Raw genomic sequence first — 14,649 nt, 5'->3', positions numbered from 1 at the left:
GGCGGCTGCCCCGCCGCCTCTTGCGCGAAAAACGGAAAACCGGTTGATTTGAGGATAGTTTTCCTGAGTTGCGACGGGCTGGACCTTGCATGGTCAGGCAGGCCAAAGCGCAGAGGATACTGACGCACGACCAGATCTGGGTCGCCCTGGATCGGTTGGCGGCGCGCGCCGGTCTGTCGCCGTCCGGTCTTGCGAAGCGCGCCGGGCTCGATCCCACCACCTTCAACAGGTCCAAGCGCGTCACCTCCAACGGCCGCGAGCGCTGGCCCTCGACCGAATCGATCGCAAAGGCGCTGGCCGCGGCCGAGTCCTCGATCGAGAGCTTTGCGCGGCTGATCGACGATGACGCCGGCGACGGCCGCTCGGTACCGCTGCTCGGCTTCGCGCTGGCCGGCGCGAGCGGCGCTTTCGATGAGGCCGGCCTTCCATCCGGCAAGGGCTGGACCGAAATCGCGCTTCCCACCGAGGACAGCCACACCTTTGCGCTGGAGATTTCCGGCGATGCGCTGCTACCTGCCTATCGCGATGGCGACCTCATTCTGGTCTCACCCGGCGCGCCGATCCGCAAAGGCGATCGCGTGGTGGTGAAAACCAGGGCGGGCGAGGTGATGGTCGCGACGCTGGGGCGCCGCACCGCGAAGGCGCTGGAGCTTCAATCGCTCGATGCGTCGCAGGCCAGGCGCACCATGGCGGCGAGTGATGTGGCGTGGATGGCGCGCATCATGTGGGCGAGCCAGTGAAGGCGAGGGGGTTACTCACGTGCACCGCACTCAACGCATCCACGGAAGCTCTCACAGCACCTCGAAGACCTTGTAGGCGACGGCGCCCTCGACGAGATAACCCTTGCCGACACAGACGATGTCATTGAGCCAGGCGTAGGTCTGCGAGCCGGTCTCGAACAGCGGATTGGTGCGGAAGTAATATCCGGCGGGATCGACCTTGGTGCGTTGCGCGGGATCCGCCATCTCGGCGCGCAAAGCCTGCGGCGTCACCCAGCGGCCGCCATAGGTCATGTAGATCAGCTCGCCATCATGCGTCCGCAGCGACAGGCGCACATCGAGCGTCATGGTGCCATCGGCGCGGAACAAGGCCCAGTCGCCGCCGCCCCGCAGCACCTCGCCGCGCAGGCGCGGGCCTTCGAACGAGCCCTTGGCCGCCCCGAACAGCACGCGCTGCCCGACCGGCCCGGCGCCGAAATTAAGGCGCGGATCGAGGTCGACAACGATGTCGAAGAGAAGTCTGGTCGCGAGGTCACCGACGGGCTTGATGCGGGGATCGGCCATGGTCTGACGCTCCTGTTGCGTGGATGGAGTTACGCCGCCTGCGTCGCTTCGCCGAACAGCTTGCGCCTGACCGCGTCGGTCGAGACGCCGGATTGGGCGCAGAGCTCGGAGAGATCGAAGACGAAGCGCTCATATGCGATCTTGTCGTCGCGAAAGGCGAAGGCGATGAACACCGGCAGCTCGGCGCGACGGCCGTTCGGCACGGCCCCGAAGCGATCCCCCGTCATCGTCATCCGCGCGGTGCCCCAGCAGACCAGCGTGTCGGCGGAATTGGCGTGGCCGTCGAGGGTGACGTGATAGTCCGGGAATGACTTGAAGAAGCTTGTCAGGATGCGCTCGTTTTCGGCAAGACCCTGCGCCCTCGTGCCGAAGGCCGGCGTCTCCAGCACCATGTCGGGATGCAGAACCTCCAGCGCCGCAGCGACGTCCTGCCGGCTCTTCGCGATCGCCAGCCCTTCCGCCAGCTCGAACATGCGTTTGCCGTCCATGGCTACCTCGACAACTTTTACATTCTGTGCGTATAATACATACGTCATGTATGTTATATGCGATTTGATACCGACGCGTCAAGCATTAGGTTGCGCGCGATGCGGGCGAAGGATCCTCCGAGAAGTCGTCGGGAAGAGTACAGCGAGGCCACCAGGCAGGCGCTGCTCGATGCCGGCCGCGAAGCGTTTGCAGCCCACGGATTTCAGGCCGCCGGCATGGAGGCGATCTCGCGGGCGGCGCGGGTCACGCGCGGCGCGTTCTACCATCACTTCGAGGACAAGAAGGCGCTGTTCGACGCCGTCGTCGTCGCCATGCAGCGCGAGGCGGCCGGCAGAATCGAGATCGCGGCGCGCAATGAGCGCAAGATCTGGGATCGTCTCAGCGCCGGCATCGACGCCTATCTCGACGCCTGCGAAGAGCCGGACTACGCGCGCATCGTCATCCAGGAAGCGCAGGCCGTGCTCGGCGAGCCGCGCTATCGCGAGATCGAGGAGACCTACCCGACCGCGCTCCTGATCGCGACGCTGCGTGCGCTGAAGCGCGATGGGGAGTTGCACGCGGACGATGTCGATCTGCTCAGCCGGATGATCGACGCGATGATCTGCAAGATCGGACTGCTGCTGCCCCACGCCGAGGATTCCAGGAAGCTGCGCAGAAACGGGCAGAAGATCGTCGCGGCCGTGCTGGAGACCTTTCGCCAGAAGGTCTGAATCCGCTTCCGGCTCGCGTCACTCTTGCATCGCCATTGCGACTCACCGCCGCTCTCGCATAGGTTGCGGCCGATATTGCCAGTCAAATTCATCTCTGGGGGAATACGATGAATCGCCGTCACGCATTGAAGGCTCTCGCGGGTCTTGCGCTCTGTCCGCTCTGCAAGCCGGCCTTCGCAGCCGAAGGCGCGCATTGGAGCTATGAGGGCGTCGGCGGACCGGCCAAATGGGGCGATCTCGATGCGGCCAACAAGGCCTGCGCGGTCGGCCTGCAGCAATCGCCGATCGACATCGAGGGGACGATCAAGTCGCAATTGCCGGTTCTGAAGCTGAACTGGGGCAAGAGCGCCGACACCATCGTCAACAACGGACACACGATCCAGCTCAACTTCGCCGAGGGCAGCACGTTGATGCTCGGCGACGTCAAGTACAAGCTGCTCCAGGTGCACTTCCACCGGCCGAGCGAGCACATGATCGGCGGCAAGAATTTTCCGATGGAGGCGCATTTCGTCCATCGCAACGAAGCCGGCGGCCTCGCCGTGGTCGGCGTGCTGATGGCCGAGGGCAGGCCGAACCCGGCGTTCGGCAAGATCGTCAAGACCATGCCGGCGGCGGAAGGCCCGGCGGTGAAGGCGGATGCGAGCATCGATCCGCACGCCATGCTGCCGCAAAAGCTGAGCTACTTCCGCTATCCCGGCTCGCTGACGACCCCGCCCTGTTCGGAAGTGGTCGAATGGTTGCTGCTGACCACCCCGATTCAGGTGTCCGCCGCTGACGTCGCTGCGTTCGCAAAACTCTATCCGATGAACGCGCGCCCGGTGCAGAAGGACAACCGGCGCTACGTGCTGAAATCGATTTGAGCTGAAGCAAACGGTCCGTAGCCCGGATGGAGCGCAGCGTAATCCGGGACCAGGCGTGCAATTTGCGAGAACCCCGGATTGCGCTTCGCTCCATCCGGGCTACCTCTTGCCTCACGCGCTCCGCGCCAGCGCGCCGTCGATCATGTTGACCGCGTTCTGCACCCCGTACACCGCGACGAAGGAGCCGAAGCGCGGGCCCTTCTCCTGGCCAAGCAGGACCTGATAGAGCATGTTGAACCAGTCCAGCGTGACGCCGGGACGGCCGTCCTTGCCCTTCTTGACCTGATCGAGGAACGGCTCGCGGCGGCCGATCTCGTAGACGACGTTCTGGATGTCCTCGGCAGATGCGTCCTGCGCAAGCTGTGACAGCGCATCGCGCAAATCCTGCAGCGCGCTGCGCTCGGTGTCCGAGGGCACGCGGAACTGCTTCGTCGGCGCGACGAAGTCGCGGTAGTAATTGATGGCGTAGCCGACCATCGCATCGAGCTTGGGATGCGTCTGCGGCGAGACGCCCGGACGATAACGGCCGATGAAACCCCACAGCGTCTCGGCATTCTCCGCGTTCGACGACGACACCAGCGTCAGCAGGAGCTGGAAGGTGACGGGCATGTCGCCCTGCGGCGGCTTGCCGTTGTGGATGTGCCAAACCGGATTGCCGAGCTGCTGCTTGCCATCCTGCCTGGCGAAGCCGTCGATGAACTGCTGATAATCGTCGACGTTGCGCGGGATGACGTCGAAATACAGCCGCTTGGCCGCCTTGGGCTCGCGATACATGAACAGCGACAGCGATTCCGGCGAGGCGTAGCGCAGCCACTCGTCGATGGTGAGGCCGTTGCCCTTCGACTTCGAGATCTTCTGGCCCTGCTCGTCGAGGAAGAGCTCGTAGTTGAAACCTTCGGGCGGCGTGCCGCCGAGCGCCCTGGCGATCGCGCCCGAGAGCTTCACCGAATCGATCAAATCCTTGCCGGCCATCTCGTAATCGACGCCGAGCGCGACCCAGCGCATCGCCCAGTCGGCCTTCCACTGACACTTGACGTTGCCGCCGGTGACGGGCGTCTCCACTTCCTGGTTCGTGTCGGGGTCGACATAGGTCACGGTGCCGGCGGCGACGTCGCGGCGGATCATCGGCACTTGCAGCACGACACCATTGGTCTTGCTGATCGGCAGGAACGGCGAATAGGTCGCGCGGCGATCGGGTCCCAGCGTCGGCAGAATGATCGCCATCACCTTGTCGTAGGCAGCCAACATCTTGAGCAGCGTCGCGTCGAAGCGGCCGGACGTATAATAGTCGGTCGAGCTCGCGAACTCGTAGTCGAAGCCGAAATGATCCAGAAACGCGCGCAGGCGCGCGTTGTTGTGTGCACCGAACGAGGGGTACTCGTTGGAGAACGGATCCGGCACCCGCGTCAGCGGCTTGCCGAGATGCGCGGCTAGCATCTCCTTGTTGGGGACGTTGTCTGGCACCTTGCGAAACCCGTCCATGTCGTCGGAGAACGCCAGGAGGCGCGTCTTGACCTTGTCCTCGGTCAGCACGCGGAAGGCATGGCGCACCATCGAGGTGCGCGCGACCTCGCCGAACGTGCCGATATGCGGCAGGCCTGACGGCCCGTAGCCGGTCTCGAACAGCACCTCGTCCTTCGGGCTTTTCTTCAGCCGCGCGACAATGGCCTTCGCCTGTTCGAACGGCCAGGCGTTGGATTGTTCGGCGAGCGCGCGCAAATCGCTCGGGCTCATGTTGGGATCGATAACGGACATCAAGGGGGCCTCCGGGCCGCGGAAAATAGCGATTTCCGGGCAGAATGCAAAAGTTGCGGAGCAACTATCGCGGGGATCGTAGGGTGGGCAAAGCGAAGCGTGCCCACCACCTCAAAGACGTGGGACACGGCGCTGACGCGCCTTTGCCCACCCAACGGCAGTTTGCTCGTCGCGAGCGCAGGGCTAAAACGGGCTCACCGAGAAATACCGCAGCCACAGATCGGTGTAGCGGCCTTTTTCCCAGACGCGGAACAGGGCCCAATTCAGGGCCTGGCGCAGCACGTCGTTGCCCTTGCGCACGGCGATGCCGATGCCTTCGCCGAAGAAGCGGCTCTCGACGAAGGGGCCGCCGGAGAAGGCGCAGCAATCGCCGGAATCGGTGCCGTTGATCCAGAACGCCAGCGAGATGGCGTCGCCGAATATGAAATCGACCTCACCCTTGCGAAGGGCGGCGCGCATCGCGTCGTCGTTGGGATACGGGTGCAGCTCGGCGTCGGTGAACATCGCCTTGAGATAGGCCTCGTGCGCGGAGCCGGCGATGACGCCGACTTTCTTGCCCTCGAGATATTCCGGGCGGATCTCCGGCATCACCGCGTCCTTGCGCGAGGCGAAGCGCGCCGGCACGCGGTAATAGGGGTCGGTGAAGTCGACGCGGGCGCGCAGCTGCGGGCTGACCGCCATCGAGGCGATGATGGCATCGCCGCGGTTGGAGGAGAGCGCGTCGACCAGCGTCTCGAAGCGGCGCATCTGCACGGTGCAGGTGACCTTGATCTCCTCGCACAGCGCGCGGGCCAGATCGACGTTGAAGCCGGCCGGGTTGCCGTCGGCGCCGGTGAAATTGAACGGCGGATAGTCGGTCTCGGTCAGGAAGCGGATCACGGTCAGGCGCGACAGGTCCGGCCGCTCCGGTCGCCGCCGCGGGTCCCAGAACCCGGGCACGGCCTGCGGGGCGGCCTGGGGCGCGACCTGCGGCGTGGCCTGAGGCGCCGCCGGGGGCCGCTTGGCGGGCGCCTGGGCCTGGGCGTCGGGCAAGCCCATGAGCAGGCAGGCGCCGACGGCTAGCCCCGCCAGCAAGCTACGGGCAGATTTGGGCGATTTCGCCTGTTGCGATGGAGCCATCGGCCGGAAATGAACGAATTTCATTGGGATCGGAGGGCGTTATAGACGATCCCGACGGGAACGCGAGCATGGAATGCAGCCAAGTCGAGGTGCGCCCCCCCTCCCGCTTGCGGGGAAGGGCCGGGGTGGGTATCTCCGCGGGCGAGAGCCCCAATGTGGAGAGAGCCCCCACCCGGCGCGCTGTGCGCGCCGACCTCCCCCGCAAGCGGGAGAGGTTGCACCGAGAATGCCGCTCGATCCTGCGCTCTTCTCAGAGATACTTCTTCAAATCCGCCGCCGCCTCGTCCGGCGTCCGCTTCAAATTGAACGGCGAGACGAACCGGCCGTCGCGGTCCATCAGATAGATCAGCGCGGTGTGGTCCATGGTGTAGTCGCCGTCCTTGGTCGGGACCTTCTTGGCGTAAACCCGGTAGGAGGTGATGACCTTGGCGGTCTCGGCGGGATCGCCGCTGAGGCCCTCGAGGTGCGGATCGAAGCTCGACAGATACTCCTTCATGGTCGCCGGCGTATCGCGCTCGGGATCAACCGAGATGAAGACGGCATTGACCTTGTCGGCATCCTTGCCCATCGCGCGCAGCACTTCCGAGATCTCGAACAGCGAGGTCGGGCAAACATCTGGGCAATGGGTGTAGCCGAAGAAGATCAGGGTCGGCTTGCCCTTCAGGCTCTTGTCGGTGACGGCCTTGCCGTTCTGGTCGGTCAGCTGGAACGGGCCGCCGATCGCGGCCGGCTGCGCCACCTTGCTGACACCGCCCATGGCCCAGAACATGATCAGGAGGCCGACAACGAGGCTTGCAGCGAAGGCGGTCGCAATCACCAGCGGACGGGCGGCGGAACTCATGAGCGGAAAACTTCCTGTGGCGGATCAGAAGCAGGCGGCGAAACCGGTCCTGATCATTTCGAAGAACATCTGCGGGCCGTAGTGGAACCACAGCGCCAGCGCGCCGAGCACGAGCAATCCGCTGAGCCCCGCGCCCGCCAACAGCAGCACGAACGGCGTGCGGCCGGCAGTGGGCGAATTGTCCTGTAGCGGATGCGAGGGGTGCAGCGGTTGAGCCATGGCAACGATCGGGGCGAAGGTCGGGGTTCCCTGCCTTTCAAATAGGCGCTGGGGCGTGGCCGGGCAAGCGCGGCGGCCGGGAGGGGGATCACGGGGTGCGGAAGTACGTCCCATTCTCGTCATGCCCGGGCTTGTCCCGCCTGCGCGGCCGAAGCCGCTTCGGCGCGGCGAAGGGCCGGGCATCCACGCGCTTTTCACCGAGCCCAAAAACGTCGATGGCCGGGACAAGCCCGGCCGTGACGAAAGAACAGCGCTGGAAGGGACGAATGTGCGCCTACCGCGACGACGGCTTGTTGGCCGAGGCTTGCGCGTCCAGGTAGCAGGGCTTGTACATGGCCTGGAGCTGCTTGCCCTTCAGGAACAGCATGTGCGGGGTGAGGCCGCCGCGCTGACTAATCCAGCGTTTCACCTGCGACGGATACATCGCGTAGAGCATCTGGGTGGCTTCGGCGTTGGTGACGGCTCGGCCGTTGGTGCCGAAATCCCACGCGGCGTGGAAGCCGAGCGTCGCGTGCGAGGTCACGCAGATGCGGTCGTGCGGGATGGCGCCGAGGACGATGGTGCAGGCCGAGGCGCAGAGGCCGTCGATGATGACGGTGTCACCTGACTGCCGCAGGTCCTGGTATTTGTCGACATAGGTTCCGATCCGGCCACCGCGGTCATCCGCGATCCGAACCACCGCGTGAGAAGCCCCCATGCAAGCGATCAGGAGAACCGCCGCAAGCAACCCCGTCAGAAACTTCATTGTCCCCCGCCCCAGTCGAATTCGAATCTGCGTGTTCGGTGGTGATGCGCGACTAGCGTCTGTCGTAACCGCGGTTTTGTCTAGGCAGGCCGGCTCGCTCAAAACAAATTCAAATCCAGTGTTGCGTCCGCGCTGCACCCGATGGGTCTCTATCCCAAAGTGGAACAAGTTAATGATGTCTTATGCGCCACACCCTTGATCTCAGTTACAACCGCTGGCTTCAATCCGGGCGACTACAGGGAGGAACCTGTGGCGGGGGAATCATGGAGGGGGAAACACATGGCTGAAGATGCTGACGTCATCGTTATCGGCTCGGGCCTATCGGGACTGGTTGCCGCAACCGAGATCGCGGATGCGGGCAAGCGCGTGATCGTGGTCGACCAGGAAGGCGAGCAGTCGATCGGCGGCCAGGCGTTCTGGTCGTTCGGCGGATTGTTCCTGGTCGATTCGCCGGAGCAGCGCCGGCTCGGCATCAAGGATTCCTTCGACCTGGCCATGCAGGACTGGATCGGGGCCGCCGGCTTCGACCGCGACGAGGACTTCTGGCCGCGGCAATGGGCCGAGGCCTATGTGGCATTCGCGGCCGGCGAGAAGCGCGCCTGGCTGCGGGCGATGGGCCATCGCATCTTCCCGGTGGTCGGCTGGGCCGAACGCGGCGGCTATGACGCGATGAGCCACGGCAATTCGGTGCCGCGCTTTCACGTCACCTGGGGCACCGGGCCCGGGCTCGTAGAGCCGTTCGAGCGCCGTGCGCGCGAGGCAATGAAAAGCGGCCGGCTGAGCTTCAGGTTCCGCCACCGCGTCGACGCGCTCTCGATCACCAACGGCACCGTGGATGGCGTCAGCGGCGCCGTCCTCGCGCCTGACAACGTCGAGCGCGGCAAGAGCTCCTCGCGCAACGTCGTCGGCGAGTTTGCGCTGAAGGCGCAGGCCGTGATCGTGGCGTCCGGCGGCATCGGCGGCAATCACGAGCTGGTGCGACAGAACTGGCCGAAGCGGCTCGGTGATCCCCCGAAGTTCATGATCTCCGGCGTGCCCGAACATGTCGACGGCCGCATGATCGGTATCACCGAGAAATCAGGCGCGCGGCTGATCAATCGCGACCGCATGTGGCATTATGTCGAGGGTATCCAGAACTGGAATCCCATCTGGCCGCGCCACGGCATCCGCATCCTGCCCGGCCCGTCCTCAATGTGGTTCGACGCCACAGGCACGCGGCTGCCGGCGCCGCTGTTCCCGGGCTCCGACACGCTCGGCCAGCTCAAATACATCATGTCGACCGGCTATGATTATTCCTGGTTCATCCTGACCCAGAGCATCATCAAGAAGGAGTTTGCGCTGTCGGGCTCGGAGCAGAATCCCGACCTCACCGGCAAGAGCTGGCGCATGACCTTGCGCCGCGCCACCAACAAGGGCGCCCCCGCGCCGGTCGAAGCATTCAAAAGCCATGGTGTCGACTTCATCGTGCGCGACAAGATCGAGGACCTTGTTGCGGAGATGAACAAGCTTGCCGGCAGCGACCTTCTCAAGCTCGAGCACATCAGGATGCAGATCGAGGCGCGCGACCGCGAGATCGCCAACGCTTACGTCAAGGACGCGCAGGTGATGAACATCCACAATGCGCGCCGATATATCGGCGACAGGCTGATCCGCACCGCCTCCCCGCACAGGATCCTGGATCCCGCGCAAGGGCCGCTGATCGCGGTCAAGCTCAACATCCTCACCCGCAAGACGCTGGGGGGCTTCGAGACCGATCTCGACTCGCGTGTGTTCGGCGGCGAGGGCGCCGTCATTCCCGGTCTCTATGCGGTCGGCGAGGCCGCCGGCTTCGGCGGCGGCGGCGTGCATGGTTATCGCTCGCTGGAAGGCACCTTCCTCGGCGGCTGCCTGTTCTCAGGCCGCAATGCCGGCCGGGCCGCGGCGAAAGCGGTGGGGTAGGTCATGCGGCGGTGGATGCTGCGCATCGGCGCGCTGCTCGCGGCATTGGCTGCCGCGTCGGTCGCATCCGCCGAGACGATCGACGTCAACGGCGTGAAGCGGTCCTACACCGCGCAGCTTCCCGCGAAGAAGCCGGCACCGCTCGTGATCGTGCTGCACGGCAAGACCCAGCGCGGCGCCGACATGATCTCGCGGACGGCCTGGCCGCAGGTCGCAAAGCGCGAGGGCCTGGCCGTGGTCTTTCCGGACGGGCTCAACAATGCCTGGGCGGACGCGCGAACCAAGGCGGGGCCTGCGCTGCGCGGACCGCCCGCGGGCACCGACGACGTCGCCTTCCTCGCAAAGCTCGTCGAGAAGCTGGTGGCCGACGGCACGGCCGATGCAAAGCGCGTCTTCGTCGCGGGCGTCTCCAATGGCGGCGCCATGGCGATGACCATGGTCTGCGCCCGCGCCGATCTGTTTGCGGCCGGTGCGAGCGTGATCATGAATCTCACCGATGAGGCCGCCGTCACTTGCCATCCGTCAAGGCCTCTGCCGATGCTGCTCATGAACGGAACGGCCGACCAGCTGGTCCCGTATGAGGGCGGTCGCGGATCGAGCTATTTTGCCGCGGACGGGTTTTGGTCGACCGAGGAGACGCTGGCGTTCTGGCGCAAGCTCAATGGTTGTGAGACCGACGATGCCAGCGTGACCGACTTGCCCGACAAGGCGCCTGCAGACCAATCGACAGTGACCCGGATCTCATCGCGCTGCCCGAGGGGACACGACGTCGTGCTCTATCGCATCAACCATGGCGGCCACCGCATGCCTGGATTTTCTCCGGATGCCCGCTTCCCGAGGGTCGCAGCCGGCCTGCTCGGGCCGCAGAACGGCGACATCGATGGCGCCGAGACGATCTGGGCTTTTTTCAGTCGGTTTCCATGAGGCGCACATGCTCGGCGTTGACGGCATGCGTGCCCGGCAACGCATGCGCCGCAGGCAACGCATGCGTGCCCGGGGTGGCACGGCGCGAGGTGCTGGGCTAGACAGGGCCGCCATTCCAGTGAGGAGATCCGTAAATGAGCATTCAGCGTTTCGAAACCGGCCCGCGCATGAGCCAGGTCGTCGTGCATGGCAACACCGTCTATCTCGCCGGCGTCGTCGCCAACAAGGCCGCCGGCGAAAGCGTGACGAAGCAGACCCAGGACATCCTGGCGACCATCGACGGCCATCTCGCCAAGGCCGGCACCGACAAGTCGAAGCTGCTCTCGGCCACGATCTACATCACCGACATGAAGACGTTCGGCGAGATGAACGCAGTGTGGGACGCCTGGGTCTCGGCCGGCAATACCCCCGCCCGCGCCACCGTCGAAGCCAAGCTGGCGGCGCCGCAATACACCGTCGAGATCATGGTCACGGCCGCGAAGTAATCTTCACGATCAATTCGCATGCGAATGGAGCGCGATGACAACATCATCGCGCTCCATTTTTTTCGCGCGGCTCAGTTCTTTTTGCGCATGATCTGGCCGGAAAACCGCTCTACACTTTTCCGGATCATGCGCATGACCTGCGAGGTAATCGATCGGCGCGCGCGATCCTTCGATAGTCAGGGACAGCCAACCACGGCGTCATTGAAGGAGAGCACCATGACCGACCCCATCACCATCGCCCGCCGCTACATCGAGCTCTGGAACGAGCGCACCGCCGGCCGGCGCCGCGAGCTGCTCAGCGAAAACTGGACGAGCGATGCGAGCTATGTCGATCCCCTGATGAAGGGCGACGGCCGCGACGGCATCGAGGCGCTGATCGCAGGCGTGCAGCAGCGCTTTCCCGATTTCAGGTTCAAGCTGATCGGCGAGCCCAACGGCTACGGTGATCACATCCGCTTTTCATGGGGACTTGGTGCCGATGGCACCGACAGCCCGATCAAGGGCACGGATTTCGCGGTGCTGAAGGACGGCCGCATCAGAAGCGTGACCGGATTTCTGGATCAGGTGCCGGCCGGGGCGTGAGACCGCTGGCCCTCCTCGTGCAGGCGGGGAGGGCGGCACCCCTCGACGAAGTGATCTTCACGGCTTACCTGTCATGCCGTGCCGCCCCGTATCCTCCAAACATCGGCCGAGCCGGCCACGCTGCTGCCGAGCCGCTTCCAGCAATGGTTCGCAGCCCGCGGCTGGTCGCCGCGCGCGCACCAATTGGCGCTGCTGGAGAAGGCGCGCGAGGACGCTAGCGCGCTGCTGATCGCGCCGACCGGCGCCGGCAAGACGCTGGCGGGATTCCTGCCGACGCTGGTGGAGCTTTCGACCGAGGCGGCCGAACGGAAGGCGGGTCAGAAGCAAAGCCTCGTCTCCACCGGCCGCAGCGTGCAGCGGACCGGCGGCCTGCACACCCTCTACATCTCGCCGCTGAAGGCGCTTGCCGTCGACATCGCGCGCAATCTGGAGCGGCCGATCGCGGAGATGGCGCTGCCGATCAAGGTCGAGACCCGCACCGGCGACACGCCGGTGTCGCGGCGGCAGCGGCAGCGGCGCTATCCGCCTGATGTGTTGCTGACGACGCCCGAGCAGCTTGCCCTGCTGCTGTCCTCGGATGACGCGCCGTTCCTGTTCTCCTCGCTGAAGCGGATCGTGCTCGACGAGCTGCACGCGCTGGTGACGTCCAAGCGCGGCGATCTGCTCTCGCTCGGGCTGGCGCGGCTGTGGCGGCTGGCCCCGCAGATGCGTGCGATCGGCCTGTCGGCGACGGTCGCTGAGCCGGATCAGCTCGCGCGCTTCCTGGTGCCGCAGCCCGACGGCGAGGAGCGAGCAGCCGACATCGTCATCGCCGGCGGCGCGGCGCCGCCGCTGGTCGAGATGCTGGATACGCGCGAGCGCCTGCCCTGGGCGGGCCACAGCGCGCGCCATGCGCTCCCTGAGATCTACGAGCTGATCAAGGCGAACAAGACCACGCTGGTCTTCGTCAACACCCGCAGCCAGGCCGAGATGCTGTTCCAGAATCTCTGGAGCATGAATGACGACGGGCTCGCGATTGCGCTGCATCACGGCTCGCTCGACGTCGCCCAGCGCCGCAAGGTCGAGGACGCGATGTCGGCGGGGCGCCTGCGCGGCGTGGTCTGCACCTCCTCGCTCGACCTCGGCGTCGACTGGGGGGATGTCGATCTCGTCGTCAATATCGGCGCGCCAAAGGGCTCCTCGCGCCTGATGCAGCGGATAGGCCGCGCCAATCACCGTCTCGACGAAGCTTCGCGCGCGGTGCTGGTGCCGGCCAATCGTTTCGAAGTGCTGGAGTGCCGCGTCGCTATCGATGCCATTGCCGAGAACGCGCAGGACACGCCGCCCCTGCGCACCGGTGCGCTCGACGTGCTGGCCCAGCACGTGCTCGGCTGTGCCTGCGGCGAGCCGTTCCTCTCTGATGAACTCTATGCCGAAGTGCGCACCGCAGCGCCATACGCCGACTTGTCGCGGCCGGATTTCGACGACGTCGTCGATTTCGTCGCCTCCGGCGGCTACGCGCTGAAGACCTATGAACGCTTTGCCCGCATCAAGCAGGACAAGGAGGGGCGCTGGCGCGTCGCCAATCCCAAGGTGCGGCAGAGCTACCGGATGAATGTTGGCACCATCGTCGAGGATGACATGCTGAAGGTGCGCCTGGTGCGCTCGCGCGGCGGCGGAGCGGGCTCGACCGGCGTCATCGCGCGCGGGGGTCGGTTGCTCGGCGAGATCGAGGAGGCCTTCATCGAGGGCTTGAGCCCCGGCGACACCTTCGTGTTCTCAGGCGAGGTGGTGCGCTATGAAACGCTGGTCGAGGACCAGGTCTATGTCTCCCGCGCCAACGACAAGGACCCGAAAGTGCCGTCCTATATGGGCGGCAAGTTTCCGCTCTCGACCTATCTCGCCGAGCGCGTGCGCCGGCTGCTCGATGACGGCCGCGCCTGGGGCGGCTTGCCGGAGCAGGTGCGCGACTGGCTGTCGCTGCAAAAGGACGTCTCGCGCGTGCCGGCGGTGCGCGAGCTCCTGGTCGAGAGTTTTCCGCGCGCCAACAAGCACTACATCGTTTGCTATCCGTTCGAGGGCCGTCTCGCGCATCAGACCCTCGGCATGCTGCTGACGCGCCGGCTGGAGCGCGCCCGCGCCCGGCCGCTCGGCTTCGTCGCCAACGAATATGCGGTCGCGATCTGGGCGCTCGGTGATCTCTCCTTCATGATCCGTGATGGCCGGATCGACCTCAACGCGCTGTTCGACCCTGATATGCTCGGTGACGATCTGGAGGCCTGGCTCGCCGAGTCAGCACTGATGAAGCGCACGTTCCGCAACTGCGCGATCATCTCCGGGCTGATCGCGCGCCGGCATACCGGCGAGGAGAAGAGCCGCCGCCAGGTGCTGTTCTCGACCGATCTGGTCTACGACGTGCTGCGCAAGCACCAGGCCGATCACGTCCTGCTGCGCGCCGCCCGCGCCGATGCCGCCACCGGCCTGCTCGATCTGCGCCGCCTCAGCGACATGCTGACGCGCATCCACGGCCGCATCACCCACCGGGAACTCGACCGCGTCTCTCCGCTCGCCGTGCCCGTGATGCTGGAAATCGGCCGCGAGTCAGTTTATGGCGAAGCTGCAGACGAACTCTTGGCCGAAGCCGCCGATGAGCTCGTCAAAGAGGCGATGGATAGAAGCGGGTAAGACGTGACGATTGGCGCGCAGGTTTCAGGAGATGT

Annotated in this window: 15 protein-coding genes; 8 read left to right on the top strand and 7 right to left on the bottom strand. The window is 65.4% G+C overall.

The window, feature by feature from the left end:
• Positions 1-89: 89 nt before the first annotated feature.
• A complete protein-coding gene (locus GGD65_RS14075; protein ID WP_183235641.1) occupies positions 90-740 on the top strand; it encodes a helix-turn-helix transcriptional regulator in 651 nt (216 codons plus the stop codon).
• Between the two features lie 51 nt (positions 741-791).
• Here the strand turns inward: GGD65_RS14075 and GGD65_RS14070 are convergent, their stop codons facing one another.
• The gene (locus GGD65_RS14070) at positions 792-1,283 is read right to left on the bottom strand and encodes a DUF3237 domain-containing protein (protein WP_183235640.1); all 492 of its coding nucleotides are present in this window, start codon (positions 1,281-1,283) and stop codon (positions 792-794) included.
• A gap of 29 nt (positions 1,284-1,312) precedes the next feature.
• Positions 1,313-1,771 (bottom strand): ester cyclase, encoded by a 459-nt coding sequence (locus tag GGD65_RS14065; RefSeq protein WP_183235639.1) that lies wholly within the window; start codon positions 1,769-1,771, stop codon positions 1,313-1,315.
• A gap of 99 nt (positions 1,772-1,870) precedes the next feature.
• On the opposite strand from GGD65_RS14065, the gene GGD65_RS14060 reads away from it, so the two are divergent.
• Positions 1,871-2,482: a TetR/AcrR family transcriptional regulator gene (locus tag GGD65_RS14060; RefSeq protein WP_179740023.1), complete on the top strand. Its 612-nt coding sequence runs from the start codon at positions 1,871-1,873 to the stop codon at positions 2,480-2,482.
• Positions 2,483-2,589: 107 nt separating this feature from the next.
• Entirely contained in the window at positions 2,590-3,342 is a 753-nt protein-coding gene (locus GGD65_RS14055; protein WP_018320822.1) for a carbonic anhydrase, read from the top strand.
• Between the two features lie 111 nt (positions 3,343-3,453).
• Here the strand turns inward: GGD65_RS14055 and GGD65_RS14050 are convergent, their stop codons facing one another.
• The 5 genes from GGD65_RS14050 to GGD65_RS14030 form a co-directional block, all read right to left on the bottom strand.
• Positions 3,454-5,097 carry a lysine--tRNA ligase gene (locus tag GGD65_RS14050; RefSeq protein ID WP_018320821.1) on the bottom strand — a complete coding sequence of 548 codons (1,644 nt, stop codon included), beginning with the start codon at positions 5,095-5,097 and terminating at the stop codon, positions 3,454-3,456.
• Between the two features lie 183 nt (positions 5,098-5,280).
• A complete protein-coding gene (locus tag GGD65_RS14045) occupies positions 5,281-6,216 on the bottom strand; it encodes a transporter substrate-binding domain-containing protein (protein ID WP_092251981.1) in 936 nt (311 codons plus the stop codon).
• 250 nt (positions 6,217-6,466) lie between these two features.
• Positions 6,467-7,057: an SCO family protein gene (locus GGD65_RS14040; RefSeq protein ID WP_018320819.1), complete on the bottom strand. Its 591-nt coding sequence runs from the start codon at positions 7,055-7,057 to the stop codon at positions 6,467-6,469.
• A gap of 24 nt (positions 7,058-7,081) precedes the next feature.
• Complete coding sequence (locus GGD65_RS14035) at positions 7,082-7,276, bottom strand: hypothetical protein (protein WP_183235638.1); 195 nt, start codon at positions 7,274-7,276, stop codon at positions 7,082-7,084.
• A gap of 274 nt (positions 7,277-7,550) precedes the next feature.
• Positions 7,551-8,021 (bottom strand): hypothetical protein, encoded by a 471-nt coding sequence (locus GGD65_RS14030; RefSeq protein WP_183235637.1) that lies wholly within the window; start codon positions 8,019-8,021, stop codon positions 7,551-7,553.
• Between the two features lie 279 nt (positions 8,022-8,300).
• Here GGD65_RS14030 and GGD65_RS14025 point away from each other — a divergent pair, with 279 nt between their 5' ends.
• The 5 genes from GGD65_RS14025 to GGD65_RS14005 all read left to right on the top strand — a co-directional run bounded on the left by GGD65_RS14025 (position 8,301) and on the right by GGD65_RS14005 (position 14,614).
• On the top strand, positions 8,301-9,959 hold the full coding sequence (locus GGD65_RS14025) for an FAD-binding dehydrogenase (protein ID WP_183235636.1): 1,659 nt from the start codon (positions 8,301-8,303) through the stop codon (positions 9,957-9,959).
• A gap of 3 nt (positions 9,960-9,962) precedes the next feature.
• Complete coding sequence (locus GGD65_RS14020; RefSeq protein ID WP_183235635.1) at positions 9,963-10,883, top strand: PHB depolymerase family esterase; 921 nt, start codon at positions 9,963-9,965, stop codon at positions 10,881-10,883.
• A 134-nt stretch (positions 10,884-11,017) separates the two neighbouring features.
• Positions 11,018-11,368, top strand: a complete 351-nt coding sequence (locus GGD65_RS14015) for a RidA family protein (RefSeq protein ID WP_018320814.1) — start codon at positions 11,018-11,020, stop codon at positions 11,366-11,368.
• A 216-nt stretch (positions 11,369-11,584) separates the two neighbouring features.
• Positions 11,585-11,950 carry a nuclear transport factor 2 family protein gene (locus GGD65_RS14010; protein WP_183235634.1) on the top strand — a complete coding sequence of 122 codons (366 nt, stop codon included), beginning with the start codon at positions 11,585-11,587 and terminating at the stop codon, positions 11,948-11,950.
• Between the two features lie 78 nt (positions 11,951-12,028).
• Entirely contained in the window at positions 12,029-14,614 is a 2,586-nt protein-coding gene (locus GGD65_RS14005; RefSeq protein WP_183235633.1) for a ligase-associated DNA damage response DEXH box helicase, read from the top strand.
• Positions 14,615-14,649: the final 35 nt, after the last annotated feature.

This window comes from Bradyrhizobium sp. CIR18, assembly GCF_014198295.1.
Classification (GTDB): domain Bacteria; phylum Pseudomonadota; class Alphaproteobacteria; order Rhizobiales; family Xanthobacteraceae; genus Bradyrhizobium.
This window is presented reverse-complemented; position numbering and strand designations above follow the sequence as displayed.

Excerpts from the sequence above, each read along its gene's own strand:
- GGD65_RS14075 (WP_183235641.1), top strand. The coding sequence starts at position 90 with ATGGTCAGGCAGGCCAAAGCGCAGAGGATACTGACGCACGACCAGATC.
- GGD65_RS14070 (WP_183235640.1), bottom strand. The coding sequence starts at position 1,283 with ATGGCCGATCCCCGCATCAAGCCCGTCGGTGACCTCGCGACCAGACTT.
- GGD65_RS14065 (WP_183235639.1), bottom strand. The coding sequence starts at position 1,771 with ATGGACGGCAAACGCATGTTCGAGCTGGCGGAAGGGCTGGCGATCGCG.
- GGD65_RS14060 (WP_179740023.1), top strand. The coding sequence starts at position 1,871 with ATGCGGGCGAAGGATCCTCCGAGAAGTCGTCGGGAAGAGTACAGCGAG.
- GGD65_RS14055 (WP_018320822.1), top strand. The coding sequence starts at position 2,590 with ATGAATCGCCGTCACGCATTGAAGGCTCTCGCGGGTCTTGCGCTCTGT.
- GGD65_RS14050 (WP_018320821.1), bottom strand. The coding sequence starts at position 5,097 with ATGTCCGTTATCGATCCCAACATGAGCCCGAGCGATTTGCGCGCGCTC.
- GGD65_RS14045 (WP_092251981.1), bottom strand. The coding sequence starts at position 6,216 with ATGGCTCCATCGCAACAGGCGAAATCGCCCAAATCTGCCCGTAGCTTG.
- GGD65_RS14040 (WP_018320819.1), bottom strand. The coding sequence starts at position 7,057 with ATGAGTTCCGCCGCCCGTCCGCTGGTGATTGCGACCGCCTTCGCTGCA.
- GGD65_RS14035 (WP_183235638.1), bottom strand. The coding sequence starts at position 7,276 with ATGGCTCAACCGCTGCACCCCTCGCATCCGCTACAGGACAATTCGCCC.
- GGD65_RS14030 (WP_183235637.1), bottom strand. The coding sequence starts at position 8,021 with ATGAAGTTTCTGACGGGGTTGCTTGCGGCGGTTCTCCTGATCGCTTGC.
- GGD65_RS14025 (WP_183235636.1), top strand. The coding sequence starts at position 8,301 with ATGGCTGAAGATGCTGACGTCATCGTTATCGGCTCGGGCCTATCGGGA.
- GGD65_RS14020 (WP_183235635.1), top strand. The coding sequence starts at position 9,963 with ATGCGGCGGTGGATGCTGCGCATCGGCGCGCTGCTCGCGGCATTGGCT.
- GGD65_RS14015 (WP_018320814.1), top strand. The coding sequence starts at position 11,018 with ATGAGCATTCAGCGTTTCGAAACCGGCCCGCGCATGAGCCAGGTCGTC.
- GGD65_RS14010 (WP_183235634.1), top strand. The coding sequence starts at position 11,585 with ATGACCGACCCCATCACCATCGCCCGCCGCTACATCGAGCTCTGGAAC.